We start from the raw sequence: 14647 nt of genomic DNA, 5'->3' as shown, positions 1-14647 counted from the left end.
GTGCGGGACAGTTTCGGGCCGGTGTGCAGAGCCAGACCTACTGGCACGGCGCGGCGCCCACGGAAATTGCGGGTGAACAACCCGGACGACCCGAGCGGTCCGGCGCCCGTGCGCGAGCGCCGGGTCACACCGCCGCGGCCATCCTCGCCACCCCCGCCCGGATCCGTCCCGGCGTCAGATGCGCGTACCCCAGCACCAGCCGCACCGCCTTCCCCGTCACCGGCCGCTCGCCCACCGGGCCACCGGCCGCACCGCCGTGCGCGTACGCCGCCAGTGGGCGCACCGCGACGCCCGCCTCCGCCACGCGCGCGAGGAAGCCCTCCTCGGGCCCGTACCGCTCGGGAAGCGTGGCGATGGCGTGCAGGCCGGCGGCTATGCCGGTGACCCGCGAGCCGGGGAAGTGCTCGGCCAGCGCGGCCACCAGGGTGTCGCGGCGCTCGCGGTAGGCGCGCTGACAGACGCGCAGTTGGCGGTCGTAGTCGCCGCGCTCCACGAAGCGGGCGAAGAGCGCCTGGTCGAGGGCCGGATGCCCGAGGTCCGTGGTGCGTTTGCGCTCGACCACGTCGTCCGTCAGCCACTCCGGCACCAGCAGCCAGCCCAGCCGCAGCCCCGGGGCGAGGGACTTGCTGACCGAACCCGTGTAGGCGACGCGTTCCGGATCGAGCCCCTGGAGAGCGCCCACGGGGGCACGGTCGTAGCGGAAGTCGCCGTCGTAGTCGTCCTCCAGGACGAGGCCGTCCACGGACCGTGCCCAGCCGAGCAGTTCGGCACGGCGCCGCGCCGAGTAGGCGATCCCGGTGGGGAACTGGTGGGCCGGTGTCGTCACGACGAGCCGGACGCCCGACGCGTACAGCGGGCCCGTGGAGAGGCCCTCGTCGTCCAGGGGGAGGGGCACGGTGTCGAGGCCCGCCGCGGCGTACAGGGCGTGGTGCTGGGGGCTGCCGGGGTCCTCGACGCCGGCGGTGCGCGTCCCGCGCGCGTGGAGCACGCTCGCCAGCAGCGAGGTGGCCTGTGCCACGCCGGAGACCACCATGATCCGTTCCGGGTCGGCCACCACGCCCCGGCGCCGCGCGAGCAGCTCGGCCAGCGCGGTCCGCAGCCGGGGCAGCCCGCGCGGGTCGGGGTAGCCGAGGCTCCCGTGCGGCAGCTCCGTCAGCACGCTCCGCTGCGCGGCGGCCCACGCCGAGCGCGGGAAGAGCGACAGATCCGGTGTCCCCGGCACGAAGTCGACGCGATCGGCGGGGGAGCGCGGGGCGAGATCACGCGCGCGCGGACGGGCGGCCCGTACGGCATCCCCCACCCACGTCCCCGCGCCCCTCCCGCTGCGCAGATAGCCCTCGGCCGTCAGCTGCCCGTATGCCTCCGTCACCAGCCCTCGCGACACCTTGAGATCGGCCGCCAGGTCCCGGCTGGACGGGAGGCGGGTGCCCGGCGTGAGCCGGCCCGAGCGGACCGCGTCGCGCAGGGCCTCTTGCAGGGCGCGGCCACGCGCGCGTGCCGGTGCCGAGGCGGCGGGCAGCAGCAACTCCCAGGCCGCGCTGCCGGCGGCGGAGCCCGCAGGGCCGCCCGGACCGGTCGACGGCGTCATGAAAGAAGTCCCCCCGAACGTCACGTCGCACCACGTCTTCTCAATCATCCCCACTTTACGAGGGGTTGGACCCGCTGGTGCGTAAACCAGAGTGACAGACCACAGCGAGGGGGCAGAGCGAGGTCGCGCCCCGGAATCGTACGCGCAATCCAGGAGCGCCCGTGGACTCCAAGAACCGTTTCGAGACGAAGACCACCTTCGCTCTCTCCCGACTCGAATGGCTTGGCTTTCTCACCGTATCTGTCGTGCTCGCGTTCCAGCACCTCACGGAAATCCGCTGGGCCGTCTTCGTGCTCCTGTTCGCGGTGATCGACGTCGTCGGATACCTGCCCGGCGCGATCGCCTTCCGGCGCAGCCCGGACGGACACGTTCCGCGCGGCTACTACGTGGCCTACAACACGATGCACAGCCTGGTCACAGCCGGTGCCCTGGCCGGGGCGTGGGCGCTGTTGGTCCGGCCGGAATGGGCACTGCTGGCCCTCCCGATCCACCTCATGGGCGACCGGGCCCTCTTCGGGAACTCCCTCAAACCCTTCGGTGTCGCCTTCGAACCGGAAACCACGCCGGAGTTCCGGAGGTTCGAGCAGCGGTACCACTCGGCGGCGGTTTCCGGCGCGAACGCCGCCGCGCGGACTGCCGAGGAGGACACCGATGCCGTCCGTGCTTGACACCCTCGCCGCGCACAGCGACAACCCCAGTTCCTTTCTCGCCCTCAACAGCGGGAACGCGTACTTCCACGACGGCGGGTTCGACGGCGCCTGCGCCTATCGCACCTCGGGCCGCTACGTACTGCAATTCGGCGGCCCGTTCACCGCGCCGGAACACCGTGCACGCCTGCTGGACGCGTTCGCCGCCCACGCCGGCCGCCGTCTGGTCGCCGTGCAACTGCAGCGGGCGGACGCCGAGCTGTACGCGGCGCACGGCTTCACGGTCAACCAGCTCGGGGCGTCGTACGCGGTCGACCTGAGCCGTTTCACGCTGCGCGGCTCACGGTTCGTCCGGCTGCGGAACAAGATCTCGCGTGCCCGGCGGGCGGGCCTGGATGTCGCCGAGGTCATGGCCGGCGACGACTGCGCCGAACTGGACCGGATCGACCAGTGCTGGCTGCGGGACAAGGGCCGGCACGTCAAGGAGCTGCGCTTCCTCGTCGGCCAGCGCAACGGGCACCTGCAGAGGCACCGCCGTCTGTTCGTCGGCCGGATCGACGGCGAGACGGTCGGCTACATCAACTACTCGCCGGTCTACGGCAGCCGCTCCGGCTGGCTGCACGATCTCAGCCGACGCCGCCCCGACGCTCCGCCCGGCGTGATGGAGGCGCTCAACGCCACCGTCATGGAACGGCTCACCGCCGACGGGGCCGGCTGGCTGCACTTCGGCTTCACCCCGTTCACCGGGCTCGACCCGGAGCACGAACTACCCTGTGCCAGCCGTGTGTTCACCCGGTTCACCCGTCTCCTGGCCGAGCGCGGCGACGTGATCTACCCGGCGGCCTCCCAGCTCGAGTACAAGCAGAAGTGGGCCCCGCACGTGGTCCTGCCGGAGTACATCGCCTTCCGCGGCAGACCTCGCCCCGGCGCGGTCTGGCAGTTGCTGCGCGCCACCAACGCCCTCTGAGCCACCTCGTCCACGGCCGCGCGAGTGCCGCGCCGATTTCCGTATTCATCCCACCCTGGAGGACCGCACGCCCATGAGATTCCTAGAGCGTGAACGCGCCACCCTCGCGAAGCTGCTGCCCGAACTGGACCCGGCCCTGCGCGAGGCCCCGCTGATGGAACTGGAGCGGCCGGGCAGCCCGGGCATCCGGCACTTCCGGGACAGCGGCGGTCCAGGACTGCTCGTCCCCGAGTCCCACCAGGGCCGGGGCGCCACCGCGCTCGACGCCCTGCGCGTGCAGCGGGCCATCGGCAGCCGCTCGCCGTCCCTGGCCGTGGCCACCACCATGCATCACTTCTCCATGGCCACCCTTGTCGGGATCGGCGGCCTCGGGGACGGCTTGGAGTGGATGCTGATCGAGGGCGTGGCCTCGTCCAACCGCGTGATCGCCTCCGGCTTCGCCGAGGGCCGCAGCGGCGCGGGCATCCTCGACCCGTCGATGACCGCCACGGTGACCGCGGACGGCGTCCGGATCAACGGCGTCAAACGGCCGTGCAGCCTGGCCCACTCCATGGACGTGCTCACCGCCAGCGTGATGATCCCGCGCGAGGACGGGCAGGGCGACGAACTCGCCGTAGCCCTCGTGCCCGCGGAGAGCGAGGGGATGAGCGTCAGCGGTTTCTGGTCCAGCGCCTTCCTCGCCGGGGCCGAGAGCGAACAGGTCACGCTCACCGACGTCCTCGTACCGCCGGAACTCCTGCTGCGCACCGCGACGTCCTCCGGTGAACAGCTCGACGAACTTCAGACGGCCGGTCTGATCTGGTTCCAGACGCTGATGACGGGCAGCTACCTCGGCGCCGCGAGCGCGCTGGTGGAGCGGGTGCTGCTGAACGACCGCATCCCCGAGCACGAGCGCGTACGCCTCTTCGTCGAGACCGAGGCCGCCATGGCCACCGCCGAGGGCGTCGCCCGGCGTATCGACGCCGGTGACCTCGACGAGTCGGCGCTCGCCCAGGCGTTGTACGTGCGCTACGGCGTCCAGGACGCCATCGCCCGGGTCGTCCCGCGCGCGGTCGAACTCCTCGGCGGCCTCAACTTCATGACGTCCGACGAGGTGGGCCATCTGGCCGCCTGCGCCAACGGTCTCTCCCTGCACCCGCCGTCGCGCTCCAGGATGACCGCGCCGTTGTCCGCGTACCTGGCGGACCGGCCACTCGCCATCGCCTGACCGCGCCCCCACCGTCCATCGGTGGGCCGAGACCCGTTGGAGAACACACCCCCCATGCCGTCAGACAACCCGCGTCTCGCCCTCCTGCCCGTCGGCCGTACGGGACGGCGCGACCGCCCCTCCCTGCTGCTCACCGGCGGTTCCGGAGTGCTCGGACGTGCCCTGATCGACGAGCTGTCACCCGACTTCGACCTGCTGTGCCTGCGCCGCAACACACCGTTGCGTGATCCCCGGGTGCGCGAGCTCCAGGGCGACCTGGTCGCTCCCCGGCTCGGCCTGAGCCCACTGGCCTGGCACGAACTGGCCCTTGAGGTGGACGTGGTGCTGCACTCCGCCGCCGAGACCAACTGGCGTACTCCGCCACAGGACATCACGCGCACCAACCTGCGCGGTGCAGACAACGTGCTCGACCTGGCGGCCCGGGCCGACGCCCCGCTGTACCTGGTGAGTACCGCGTTCGTGGCCAACACCCCCAGCGAGGAGGACCGCCGGCGCTTTCCGGGTGCCGCCGCCTACCTCGACTCCAAGGCCAGGGCCGAACAGATGACACGCGAGGCGGGCGTGCCCGGCGCCATCGTCCGGCCCTCGGTCGTCATGGGCGACTCCGTCAGCGGGCGGATCGCCGGTCAACAGGGGCTGACCAAGACGATCGGCTCGATGGTCCTGGGGCAGGCCCCGGTGCTGCCCGGAGCCCCCGAGACCCGGATCGACATGGTGCCCCAGGACTACGTCTCGCGGGCCATCGGCGACCTGGTCCGGGGCGGTGTGGCCGACGGAGAGTACTGGCTGACGGCCGGCAAGGAGGCCATCGACCTGCGGGAGTTCGCCGACGTCTGCGCGGACGTCGCCGTACGCCACGGCCTTCCGCGGCCGCAGCGGCCCCGGCTCATCCCCGTCGAGGCCGTGCACCGGCTGCTCCTGCCCATGCTGGAGGGCACCTCGCTGCCCGCGTCCCTCCGGCGGCGGCTGGAGTCCTACGCGGAACTGCTGCTGGTGTTCCAGCGGGAGCTGCCGTTCGACACCTCCCTCGGCGAACCCGGCTGCGGCACCCGCCTGACCCGGACCGACATCCGGGCCGCGCTCGTACGCAACGCGGAGAGCTGGGCGGGGGACAGGGCCGGCCTCAGCCGGAAACGGACCGCCGCGACCGCCCCCATGGAGGTGGCGTCATGACCATGTCACCCCCCTCCACCGGGACCACCCGGACGTCCGCCGGGTCCGCCGCCCCGTCCGCCGCCCCGTCCTCCGAGCCTTCCGCGCCGTCCTCCGAGTCCGTCACCCCGCCCGCCGGAACCGACCGGCCCGACATCGTGGACCTCTACCTGAAGCACATCGGCTCCGGCCGTGCCGTGATGGGCCGTGTCATGGGCGGCATGGCCGAGGTCCGCTCCGAGGGGGTCTGGATCCACACCGACGACGGCCGCCGCTTCCTGGACTTCGGCGGCTACGGCGTCTTCATCATGGGCCACCGCCACCCGGCCGTCGTCGAAGCGGTGCACCGGCAGATCGACACCCACCCGCTGGCCAGTCGCGTCCTCCTCGAACCCGTCGCCGCCCGGGCCGCCCAGGCCCTGGCCGCCCACACCCCACCCGGCCTCGACTACGTCCACTTCGTCAACTCCGGCGCCGAGGCCACCGAAGCGGCCCTGAAACTGGCTCGCGCCCACGGACTCACCTCGGTGATCACCACCCGCAGCGGCTTCCACGGCAAGACCCTCGGCGCGCTGAGCGTCACCGCCAACGCCACCTACCAGACGCCCTTCCAGCCCCTGCTCCCGGACGTCACACAGGTGGCCTACGACGACCCGGCCGACCTCGAACAGGCGCTGGCCGCCCACCGCGACCGGGCCTGCGTCATCCTCGAACCCGTCCAGGGCGAGGGCGGCGTACGCATCCCCCGCCACGGCTACCTCAGCCAGGTGCGGGCGCTGTGCCGGGAGCACGGCGCCCTGCTGGTCGTCGACGAGATCCAGACCGGCATGGGACGGCTGGGCACCTGGTGGGGCGTCGACGCCGAGGACGTGCGTCCGGACGTGCTGCTCGTCGGCAAGGGACTCAGCGGCGGTGTCGTACCGGTCGCCGCGATGGTCGCCACCGCGGAGGCCTACGCCCCCTTCAGCCGCGACCCCTACCTGCACACCTCCACCTTCGGTGCCTCGCCGATCGCCTGCGCCGCCGCCCTCGCCACCGTACGGGCGATGGAGGAGGAGGACACCGTGGCCCGGGCCGCCGCGCTCGGCCCGCGCATCCTCACCGCCGTACGGGACGTGTGCGCGCCGTACCAGGGCGGACTGGTCCGCGAAGTGCGCGGCCGGGGTCTGCTGATCGGTATCGAGTTCGCCGAAGAACAGGCGGTCGGCGAACTCCTGCTGGAACTGATCTCCCGCGGTGTGCTCGTCAACAACTCCCTCAACTCCACCCGGGTGCTGCGGCTGACCCCGCCGGCCGTGGTCGAGGACTCCGCGCTCGACCTGTTCCTCACCACCCTCGGCGCGGCCCTGCGTGGCACAGCCGACCGTATGACCGGCTGACACCGGCTCCTGGCGCCGGCGCCAGCCTCCAGCTCCGGACACCAGCGTCCGGAAACCCTCCGGGAAGGAACCGAACGACCCATGCGCCACGTGGTCCTGCACGCCCTCGCCGACGAACTGGCACCCGCCGACGTCTTCGCCCGCATCAGCGACTTCCGCCGGTATCCCGAGCACAGCGACACCTTCCGCGAGGTGCACGTCGAGCCTGCGCTGCCCGACGGCTCCACGGTCTCGGACTGGACCGTCGAGTTCCGGGGCGGTCTGATGCGGTGGCGGGAACGCGACACCTACTCGCCCGAGACGTACTCCATCGCCTTCGAACAGCTCAGCGGCGACTTCCAGGCCTTCGAGGGGAGCTGGCGCTGCGAAGCGAGGGACAGCGGCACGCTCGTCGTCTTCACCGCGGCCTTCGACCTCGGCATCCCTTCCATGGCCGAGATCCTCGACCCGGTGGCCGAGTCGACCCTGCGGACCAACATCGCCCGCGTGCTGCGGGGCCTTGCGGGCGCGGAGGTGATCGATGAGCGCGCGGCTGCGGCTGGTGACTGACCGGGCGGCCGCCGCGGGAGCCCCGCCGCCGGCCGCCGACCCGCCGCGCGAGGAAGCGCTGCACGAGGAACCGGGGCCCGGCGCTGCCCGCTGTCTCGGCCTGTACGCCAAGCTGGCCGCCGGCGTGACCGTCGTGACCGCCCGCGGCGAGGACGGCCCGCTCGGTATGACGGTGTCCGCCGTCACCTCGCTCTCCGCCCGCCCGCCGCTGCTCCTTGCCTGTCTGCGCGACGGCTCCCGCACCCTCGCCGCCGTCCGCGCCCGCCGGGTCTTCGCCGTGCACCTGCTGCGCGAGGAACAGCGGGAGCTCGCGGGCCGGTTCGCGTCCCCGGTGACGACCGCGGCCGAGCGGTTCGCCGGGACGGACACCCGGCAGGTGCTGGGCGTCCCCGTGCTGGCCGGCGCGCTCGCCTGGTCGGTGTGCCTGACCGAGGACGTACGCCGCTACGGCGACCACCACCTCGTCGTCGGCCGGATCGCCGCCGTGCACGTGGGCGGCGGGCGCCCGCTGCTGTGGCACGACCGCCGGTTCGGTGCGCTGACCGAGCCGGTGCCGGACGCCGCCGGATGACCAGGCCATCGGCCGGAACGCCGTACTGGGACCCCGCGGAACTGCCGAGGCAGCCCCAGCTGCACGGCGTGGTCACCGCCGACGTGGCCGTCGTCGGGGCCGGCTTGGCCGGGCTGTCCTGCGCCTACCACCTGGCGGAGCGAGCCCCCGGGCTCGACATCGCGGTGGTGGACGCCGAGCACCCGGCCGCCGGCGCCAGCGGCCGGGGCACCGGTCTGCTGGGCCCCCGGGCCGGCCCCGCGGTCGACCGCGCGGTGCGCCGCTTCGGCCCGCAGACGGCGCGCAGGATGCACCGGGCCAGTGAGCGGGCGGTGCGGGACGTCCTCGCCCTGTGCGCCCGGCTCGACGTGCCCTGCGGGCTGCGGCCCGGCGAGCAGCTGGTGGCCACGCGGTCGTCCGCGGGCCTGGTGGCACTAGCCCGCCAGGCGCGCGCCTGCCGCGAACTCGGTCTGGACGTCCCCGTCCTCACCCCGGCCGGCATCCGCGACCGGGTCGGCGTGCCCTACCGGGCGGCACTCCTGCACCGCCCCGCCGCGACCCTCGACCCGGCCGCTCTGACCTGCGCCCTCGCCCGTGCCTGCGCCGACAAAGGCGTGCGATTCTACGGCCGCAGCCCGCTGCTGGCCCTCCGCCCCGGCGATCTGGTCGGCCCCGAGCTGGTCCTCCCGCACGGCAGGCTCTACGCCGGTCAGGCGGTGCTGGCCGTCAACTCGGCCGCGCAGGCACTGGACCTGCCGGTCGGCACGGTCCTGCCGCTCGAGGTGTACGCCGTCGCCACCGAACCGCTGAGCGCCCCGGCCTACGAGGCCCTGGGCGGGCGCGCCGGACACTCCGTCGTCGACGCCGTCCCGTTGGCGCCGTACTTCCGGCTGCTCCCGGACCAGGGCCTGGTGGCGGGCGGCGGTACCGCCACGGTCCCGGGGGGTATCGGCGCTCCCCGTCTCCAGGCCGTCAGGGAGCGTGCCTGGGCCCGGCTGGAGAGGTGGCTGCGGTCCCTGCATCCGGACCTCGCCCGGGTACGGGTCACCCACCGCTGGTCCGGCCGCATCGGCATGACGGGCGACGACCTGCCGGTGGTGGGGCCGGTGCCGGGCTTCGACGACGTCTGGTACATCGGCGGCTGCTGCGGGCACGGACTCGCCCTGTCCGTGGCGCACGGCGCGCACGTGGCCGCGGCCCTGCTGGGTGAGCCGGAATCCGGCGAACCGCTCCCGTGGCACCGTTCCCGGGCCCCCCGCCTGCCCGCACGCGGACCCGCGGGGCCCCTGCTGCGGGCGTACGTGGACGCGATGGGGCGAATCGCGCGTCATTCATGCTGACGGCGGGCGCTGCCCGCATCCGTACTCCAGCTGCGCGGACCCCAGCCTCGCAGCCCCACAGACCCTCAGAACCCGACCAGGAGGTTCCACCATGCGACCCGACTTCGGTACGGACGGCCGCCTGCCGTCGGCCCTGTCCATGGGAACCGCAGATGTCGCGTTCCACCTGGCGACGGGCGGCAGCCCCCTGCCCCTCGCGTTCACGTTCGGGTTCGAAGGCCGTGCCCCCACCCTGGACTCCGTTCGCGCGCGGGTCGCCGAACGCGTCCACCGCGTCCCGACGCTGCGCTACCGCATCGCACGGGACCGCCTGAAATTCCGGCGAGTGGACCGGATCGCGGTGGACCGGCATGTGCACGAGGCGTGGCTGCCCGAGGACACCGACGGGTCGGCGACCAGCCGCCTGGTGCTGTCCCGGCCGATGAGCACGGACGACCGGCCGCCCTGGGACGTGTGGCTGGTCCACGGCCCGGACCGCCACACCCTGGTCTACCGAACCGACCACGCCTTCCAGGACGGCATGGGCGCCGCCTACACCGCCCGCGCTCTCCTCGCCGACCACCCCGAGGGCGGACCGGCCCCACAGCATCCCGCCCGGCCCACCGCACACGGCCTCGCGGACGCCCTGGGCGAGGTGGTGGCCGCCTTCCGCGCGCCCACCCCGAAACCCGCGTTCGACGGAGAATCCACGGGCCGCGTCGACGTCTGCCACGCCGACACCCCGCTGGCCCGGCTGCGCGCCATCGCCCGCGCCCACGGCGGCACGATCACGGACGTCTATCTCGCGGCCCTGTCCCACGCCGTCCGCACCTGGTACCTGAAGGGCACCGGCTCGGCCCATCCGCCGCTGCCCGTGTCGATCCCGATGTCGGTCCGGGCCCCGGGGGAGGAGTACGCCCCGGGCAACCGCATGGTCACCGCTCGGCTCCTGCTGCCCTGCGACGAGGAGTCACCCCGGCGGGCCCTGGCCCGGGTCGTCGCCCGCACCGGCCGGCTGCGGGAGAGCCGGCGGCGCGACGCCATGCGCCTGCTGCTGTCCACCGCCCCGCGGACGCTCGGTGCCACCGTGGGCACCCGCCTGGTCCGCGGGGCGTTCGTGGCCGGCCCGGTGAGCAGCGTGAACTTCGGTACGGCCCTGGTCCACCAGGGGGTCGCGGCCCGTCGCGCGGCCACCTTCGCCGGCGTCGCGTCAGGCATCCGGTGTGTGACGACGCTGACGAGCCAGCACGACACCGCGTGCCTGACCGTCGTTCACGACGAGGCCCTGGCGGCCGCGGCCGAACTCCCCGACCTGTGGCTCGCGGCGCTGCTGGAGCTGGAGCGGCCGTAGCCACGCACCACGCGCCGGCCCCGGACGATGCGTCCGGGGCCGGCGCGTGGTGCCGTGTCAGGGAGTGCCGCGCAGCGTTCCGGTGGTGAGGAAGACGCTCTCCGCGGCGGCCGTGCCGATCAGCGGCAGATACGGGGAGAGGCGCTCGACCACGTACGGCAGCGTGAACAGGTCGGCGACCCCCGCGTCCCAGCCGTGCTCCGCCCACCAGCGCTCCGGCTCGGCAAGCTGCCAGTTCCAGGCCAGTCCGATCGTCGACAGGGCGTCCATGAAGGGCGCGACGAGCGGGGAGGACGTGGTCGCGGAGTTCACGCACTCGGCGCCGAACATGCTGCCGGGCGCGGAGAGTTCGGTCATCGCGGCGACGACGGCCTCGACCTCCGGGGGCCGGAGGAAGTACAGGGGTGCCTCGCAGAGCCATGCGGTGGGCCTGCCGGGATCGAATCCCGCCGCCCTGAGTTCCTCCCTCCAGGATGCCGCGCCGTCGGCTCCGACGACCGTGCGGCGTCCGCACGAGACCCGGCTCAAGTCCAGTACGCGTTCCTTGAAGGCCAGTACGGCCGGGTCCTCCACCTCGAAGACGTGCACCCCGGTCGGCCAGTCGAGCCGGAAGGCACGGGTGTCCAGGCCGGAGCCGAGCAGCACCACCTGGCGGCAGCCCGAACGGGTCGCGGCGAGGGAGTAGTCGTCGAAGAAGCGGGTGCGTACCACCTGCCAGTCGGGCAGCAGGCGCTGCATCGGTCCGTCACCGGGCGGGCCCCCGTCGAACCCGGCCGCGTGGAGGAAGTCGGCGGCCCACGGGTCGCGGACGAGCGGCGCGGGCCGGAGGTACTCCGCCGCGTGCGCGGCGGCCGTCCAGAGCGCCGCGCACGGAATGCCGTGCGGGGTTGCGGCGGGCGGCGCGAACGGTGACTGCGGACGTGTGGTTTCCGGCATGGGATCTCCTTGAGGTGGGGCGGGGTGGCTGTGCGGGCCCGGATCATCCGGAGCGGCGCCGGCCCAGCAGGAAGGCCGCGGCACCCAGCGCGAGCAGGCTTCCGGAGGGGCGGGTGGGCCGCTGGCCGCCCATCGCGGCGGGGGTGCGCGGCTCGTGGATGTTCAGTGCGAACTGACGGTTGGCCACGTCGGAGAGGACGCCCCGGACCTGTTCGGGACTGGTGACGGCGGCCAGCAGTAGCTCCATGGTGTTCCGGGCGAACTGGTTGCGGCCGAGGAACTCGCGGCCCAGTGCGAAAAGGATTTTCGGCACCTCCGCCTGGAACACCTCGGGCAGCGTGATCTCGGGAGCCAGGCACCGCACCGAACCGTCGAGGTTCGCGAAGGACTTGCCCAGCAGGGAGACGGCCGGCGGCGAACCGATCCCGCGCTTGGTCGCCTTGGCCAGGACGGTGGTGAGGGCGACGCCGAAGTTCATGTCCTCCAGTGAGAGATGGGAGACCCTGGGCACGAACGCGGCCATGTCGGCGGCGAACGCGGGCATGTTGGCCCACGGCGTCATCCGGCCCATCTCCGCCCAGTGCTGCGCCGTCCCGGCCCCGTCGTTCTGCGCCAGGGTCATGAACAGCGGCAGCAGCTGAAGACTGGTCCTGCGGTCCAGGCGGCCGACCATGCCCCAGTCGATCAGCGTCGCGGGTCCGCCGGGAGCGGCGAAGACGTTGCCGGCGTGCGGGTCGGCGTGGAAGAAGCGATGGACGAAGTACCCGTGGTACATGAACCGCAGCAGGTCCTTGCCGATCTCCACGCGCTCGTCGTCCGTGAAGTGCGCGCGGTCGACGTGCCGCACCGACTTCCCGTCGGCCAGCGACTGGACGAGGACCCGAGGGCTGGCGTGCAGTACCCGGGGAACCTCCAGCGAACGGAACGGCCGGACCTGCTCGCGGGCCTCGTCCATGTTGCGGGCCTCGCCGGTGAAGTCCAGCTCCGGCTCCATGGCGTCGAAGACCGAGCCGAGCATCGCCTCGATGTCGATGACCTCGTTGAACCGGGGAGCGACGCGGGCCACGATCTTCGACGCGCGGCGCATCAGGGCCATGTCCGCGAGTACGCCCTCGCGGATGCCGGGCCGCTGGATCTTCACCACGGCCGCGCGCCCGCCGGGCAGCGTCACGCGGTAGACCTGGGCGAGGGACGCCGCCCCCAGCGGGGCGACGGTCTCGATGTCGTCGAAGCGCAGTTTCCAGTTCGGCCCGAGGTCCCGGGCCAGTACCGGCTCGAACTCCGAGAACGGCTGGACGTCGACCTCGTCGTGCAGGTTCTGCAGTTCGTCCCGGATGGACTCGGGGACCATGTCGGGCCGGGTGGAGAGGACCTGGCCGAGTTTCACGTAGAAGGGGCCGAGGCTCTCCAGGGCGTGCCGTACCGCCTTGGCGCGGCGCTGCTCCGCCCCGGCGGTGGCCTCCGCCGCGGACCCGGCGGAGACATCGGTGTCCTCCGCCGGGGACCGCGTGTCCCGCTTCGTACGCCTCCGCAGCCGGGTCGCCCGTCCCACCTCGTCGGCCACGAGGCTGCCCAGTACCCTGACCACGAGACGCAGCCGATCGCCGACGACAGACGTCATCGTGTGTGATCCTCCTCAGATCGGGACCCGGGTACGGAACGGCGGCCGGCGTGCATCACGGAGACGGCCGGACGGGACGGTGGCACGGCAGGTCAGCCCGAGGTCGAGGACTGTCCGCCCTGGGACGGCTTTCCGCCCTGCCCCTGCTGACCGGTCAGGCCCTGCAGGGCCGCCAGCCCCTGCTGACCCGCCTGGGCCGGCAGGTTGGTCAGGTTCTGCAGGCCCTGGACCGCCTCAAGGAGCTTGGGGAGCACCTGGGTGAGCTGGGCGAGCTGGGACGGGAGGGCCATCAGGTCGCCCGCCCCGCTCGCCGCGTGTCCGAGGCCTCCGGCCAGCTGACCGAGCCCACCGAGCGCACCGGCCGCGCCGCCGACCGCGGCGAGCGGATTGGCCGCCCCGCCCAGCGCGGCCAGGGGGTTGCCGGCCCCGCCCAGCGCGGCCGCGAGCGGGTTGCCGCCGCCCGCGGCACCGGTGAGCGCGGCCAGGGGGTTCTGCGCTGCGCCTGTGATGTTCCCCAGCGGGCCCGCGGCCCCCGAGGCGAGGCCGGCGAGCGGGTTGCCGGCTGCGCCGATCCCGCCGAGGGCGGCCAGCGGGTTGGCGACACCCGCGAGCGCGGTCGCCGGGTTGACGGCCCCGGCCAGTGCGGCGAGGGCGTTCGGGGGCAGTCCGGCCAGCGTGTTGACGGCGTTGCCGGAGCCGCGCGACGAACCTGAGTCGTCGTCTCGGTTCAGGAGGTCGTCGAAGGCCTCCTTCCAGCTGTCGGTCATATCACCGACCAAATCCTTGACGATGTCTTGGATGTTCTTGCTCTTGCCCATGAGTGTGATCCCTTTCCGTTTCTCTGCGATGGGAGAGGCATGGTTTCCGGGTGTTGTCGGGCCAGCCTTCCAAGGCTTTCGCGCAGACGTTCTTCAATCGTGCGCGACCCCTGGTGAAGGCGGCTTCGGCCGCCTTCACGGAAATGTTGTGTATGCGGGCGAATTCCGCAGTGGAAATACCCTTGGCGCGGGCGAGTATGACCTCTTGCTCACGCCCCCGCAGGTGTTGTACCTGGCCGAGCAGCCATCTGCCGAAGTCCTCGTCGCAGACGTCCTCCTCGGTTTTACCGGGGGTGTCCGTGAGCGCCGCGCGCTGGAGGAGTCTGCTGCGACGCTCCAGGTCACGGTAGAAGTCGATGCAGAGGCGAAGCGCCACTGACGTCAGAAAGGCACCGAGTCGATTCCTGTCCAACGCGGCGTGGGCGGCTGCGCGGGCCATGGTTTCCTGAACGCAGTCCTCGGCGTCCTGAAAACTCGGTAGTCTTCGCCGAACCAGCCGCATGAGGCGGTCCTGATGCTGGAAGATTTCTTCCCAGGAGCATTCAGCGGGCGATTGGCAGGTG

The 14647-nt window shown here is 72.8% G+C and carries 14 protein-coding genes; 9 read left to right on the top strand and 5 right to left on the bottom strand.

Annotated elements, in window-relative coordinates:
* Nucleotides 1-124 precede the first annotated feature (124 nt).
* Nucleotides 125-1588, bottom strand: coding sequence for a MocR-like pyridoxine biosynthesis transcription factor PdxR (pdxR, locus tag ACZ56V_RS18315; RefSeq protein ID WP_468943380.1), 1464 nt, complete (start codon nt 1586-1588; stop codon nt 125-127).
* Nucleotides 1589-1749: 161 nt separating this feature from the next.
* On the opposite strand from pdxR, the gene ACZ56V_RS18310 reads away from it, so the two are divergent.
* From ACZ56V_RS18310 to ACZ56V_RS18270, 9 genes are all read left to right on the top strand, one after another.
* Nucleotides 1750-2256, top strand: coding sequence for a hypothetical protein (locus tag ACZ56V_RS18310; protein ID WP_468943378.1), 507 nt, complete (start codon nt 1750-1752; stop codon nt 2254-2256).
* The gene (locus ACZ56V_RS18305; protein ID WP_468943376.1) at nt 2240-3202 is read left to right on the top strand and encodes a bifunctional lysylphosphatidylglycerol flippase/synthetase MprF; all 963 of its coding nucleotides are present in this window, start codon (nt 2240-2242) and stop codon (nt 3200-3202) included. Before ACZ56V_RS18310 ends, ACZ56V_RS18305 begins: the two co-directional genes overlap by 17 nt.
* Before the next feature lie 73 nt (nt 3203-3275).
* Complete coding sequence (locus tag ACZ56V_RS18300; protein ID WP_468943373.1) at nt 3276-4409, top strand: acyl-CoA dehydrogenase; 1134 nt, start codon at nt 3276-3278, stop codon at nt 4407-4409.
* Nucleotides 4410-4463: 54 nt separating this feature from the next.
* A complete protein-coding gene (locus ACZ56V_RS18295; protein WP_468943371.1) occupies nt 4464-5582 on the top strand; it encodes an SDR family oxidoreductase in 1119 nt (372 codons plus the stop codon).
* Nucleotides 5579-6940, top strand: coding sequence for an aspartate aminotransferase family protein (locus ACZ56V_RS18290; protein ID WP_467381501.1), 1362 nt, complete (start codon nt 5579-5581; stop codon nt 6938-6940). Before ACZ56V_RS18295 ends, ACZ56V_RS18290 begins: the two co-directional genes overlap by 4 nt.
* Before the next feature lie 81 nt (nt 6941-7021).
* Nucleotides 7022-7489, top strand: a complete 468-nt coding sequence (locus ACZ56V_RS18285; protein ID WP_467381499.1) for an aromatase/cyclase — start codon at nt 7022-7024, stop codon at nt 7487-7489.
* The gene (locus ACZ56V_RS18280) at nt 7461-8060 is read left to right on the top strand and encodes a flavin reductase family protein (protein WP_468943367.1); all 600 of its coding nucleotides are present in this window, start codon (nt 7461-7463) and stop codon (nt 8058-8060) included. Before ACZ56V_RS18285 ends, ACZ56V_RS18280 begins: the two co-directional genes overlap by 29 nt.
* Nucleotides 8057-9379 (top strand): NAD(P)/FAD-dependent oxidoreductase, encoded by a 1323-nt coding sequence (locus tag ACZ56V_RS18275; protein WP_468943364.1) that lies wholly within the window; start codon nt 8057-8059, stop codon nt 9377-9379. Before ACZ56V_RS18280 ends, ACZ56V_RS18275 begins: the two co-directional genes overlap by 4 nt.
* Before the next feature lie 91 nt (nt 9380-9470).
* Nucleotides 9471-10709 carry a wax ester/triacylglycerol synthase domain-containing protein gene (locus tag ACZ56V_RS18270; protein ID WP_467381494.1) on the top strand — a complete coding sequence of 413 codons (1239 nt, stop codon included), beginning with the start codon at nt 9471-9473 and terminating at the stop codon, nt 10707-10709.
* 57 nt (nt 10710-10766) lie between these two features.
* Here ACZ56V_RS18270 and ACZ56V_RS18265 read toward each other — a convergent pair whose 3' ends face one another.
* The 4 genes from ACZ56V_RS18265 to ACZ56V_RS18250 all read right to left on the bottom strand — a co-directional run bounded on the left by ACZ56V_RS18265 (nt 10767) and on the right by ACZ56V_RS18250 (nt 14586).
* Nucleotides 10767-11645: an SAM-dependent methyltransferase gene (locus tag ACZ56V_RS18265; protein ID WP_467381493.1), complete on the bottom strand. Its 879-nt coding sequence runs from the start codon at nt 11643-11645 to the stop codon at nt 10767-10769.
* Nucleotides 11646-11688: 43 nt separating this feature from the next.
* Nucleotides 11689-13266, bottom strand: a complete 1578-nt coding sequence (locus ACZ56V_RS18260) for an ABC1 kinase family protein (RefSeq protein WP_356365367.1) — start codon at nt 13264-13266, stop codon at nt 11689-11691.
* Nucleotides 13267-13358: 92 nt separating this feature from the next.
* Entirely contained in the window at nt 13359-14033 is a 675-nt protein-coding gene (locus ACZ56V_RS18255; RefSeq protein WP_467381491.1) for a hypothetical protein, read from the bottom strand.
* Nucleotide 14034: 1 nt separating this feature from the next.
* Nucleotides 14035-14586 carry an RNA polymerase sigma factor gene (locus tag ACZ56V_RS18250; RefSeq protein WP_467381489.1) on the bottom strand — a complete coding sequence of 184 codons (552 nt, stop codon included), beginning with the start codon at nt 14584-14586 and terminating at the stop codon, nt 14035-14037.
* Nucleotides 14587-14647 lie beyond the last annotated feature (61 nt).

Source organism: Streptomyces sp. NPDC034099, from assembly GCF_055575415.1.
Note: the sequence above shows the minus strand (reverse complement) of the source record. Positions and strands in the feature narration are given on the sequence as shown.

What these genes read in the sequence shown, in the direction of transcription:
- pdxR (WP_468943380.1), bottom strand. Translation starts at nt 1,588, where the DNA reads ATGACGCCGTCGACCGGTCCGGGCGGCCCTGCGGGCTCCGCCGCCGGC.
- ACZ56V_RS18305 (WP_468943376.1), top strand. Translation starts at nt 2,240, where the DNA reads ATGCCGTCCGTGCTTGACACCCTCGCCGCGCACAGCGACAACCCCAGT.
- ACZ56V_RS18300 (WP_468943373.1), top strand. Translation starts at nt 3,276, where the DNA reads ATGAGATTCCTAGAGCGTGAACGCGCCACCCTCGCGAAGCTGCTGCCC.
- ACZ56V_RS18295 (WP_468943371.1), top strand. Translation starts at nt 4,464, where the DNA reads ATGCCGTCAGACAACCCGCGTCTCGCCCTCCTGCCCGTCGGCCGTACG.
- ACZ56V_RS18290 (WP_467381501.1), top strand. Translation starts at nt 5,579, where the DNA reads ATGACCATGTCACCCCCCTCCACCGGGACCACCCGGACGTCCGCCGGG.
- ACZ56V_RS18285 (WP_467381499.1), top strand. Translation starts at nt 7,022, where the DNA reads ATGCGCCACGTGGTCCTGCACGCCCTCGCCGACGAACTGGCACCCGCC.
- ACZ56V_RS18280 (WP_468943367.1), top strand. Translation starts at nt 7,461, where the DNA reads ATGAGCGCGCGGCTGCGGCTGGTGACTGACCGGGCGGCCGCCGCGGGA.
- ACZ56V_RS18275 (WP_468943364.1), top strand. Translation starts at nt 8,057, where the DNA reads ATGACCAGGCCATCGGCCGGAACGCCGTACTGGGACCCCGCGGAACTG.
- ACZ56V_RS18270 (WP_467381494.1), top strand. Translation starts at nt 9,471, where the DNA reads ATGCGACCCGACTTCGGTACGGACGGCCGCCTGCCGTCGGCCCTGTCC.
- ACZ56V_RS18265 (WP_467381493.1), bottom strand. Translation starts at nt 11,645, where the DNA reads ATGCCGGAAACCACACGTCCGCAGTCACCGTTCGCGCCGCCCGCCGCA.
- ACZ56V_RS18260 (WP_356365367.1), bottom strand. Translation starts at nt 13,266, where the DNA reads ATGACGTCTGTCGTCGGCGATCGGCTGCGTCTCGTGGTCAGGGTACTG.
- ACZ56V_RS18255 (WP_467381491.1), bottom strand. Translation starts at nt 14,033, where the DNA reads ATGACCGACAGCTGGAAGGAGGCCTTCGACGACCTCCTGAACCGAGAC.
- ACZ56V_RS18250 (WP_467381489.1), bottom strand. Translation starts at nt 14,586, where the DNA reads ATGCGGCTGGTTCGGCGAAGACTACCGAGTTTTCAGGACGCCGAGGAC.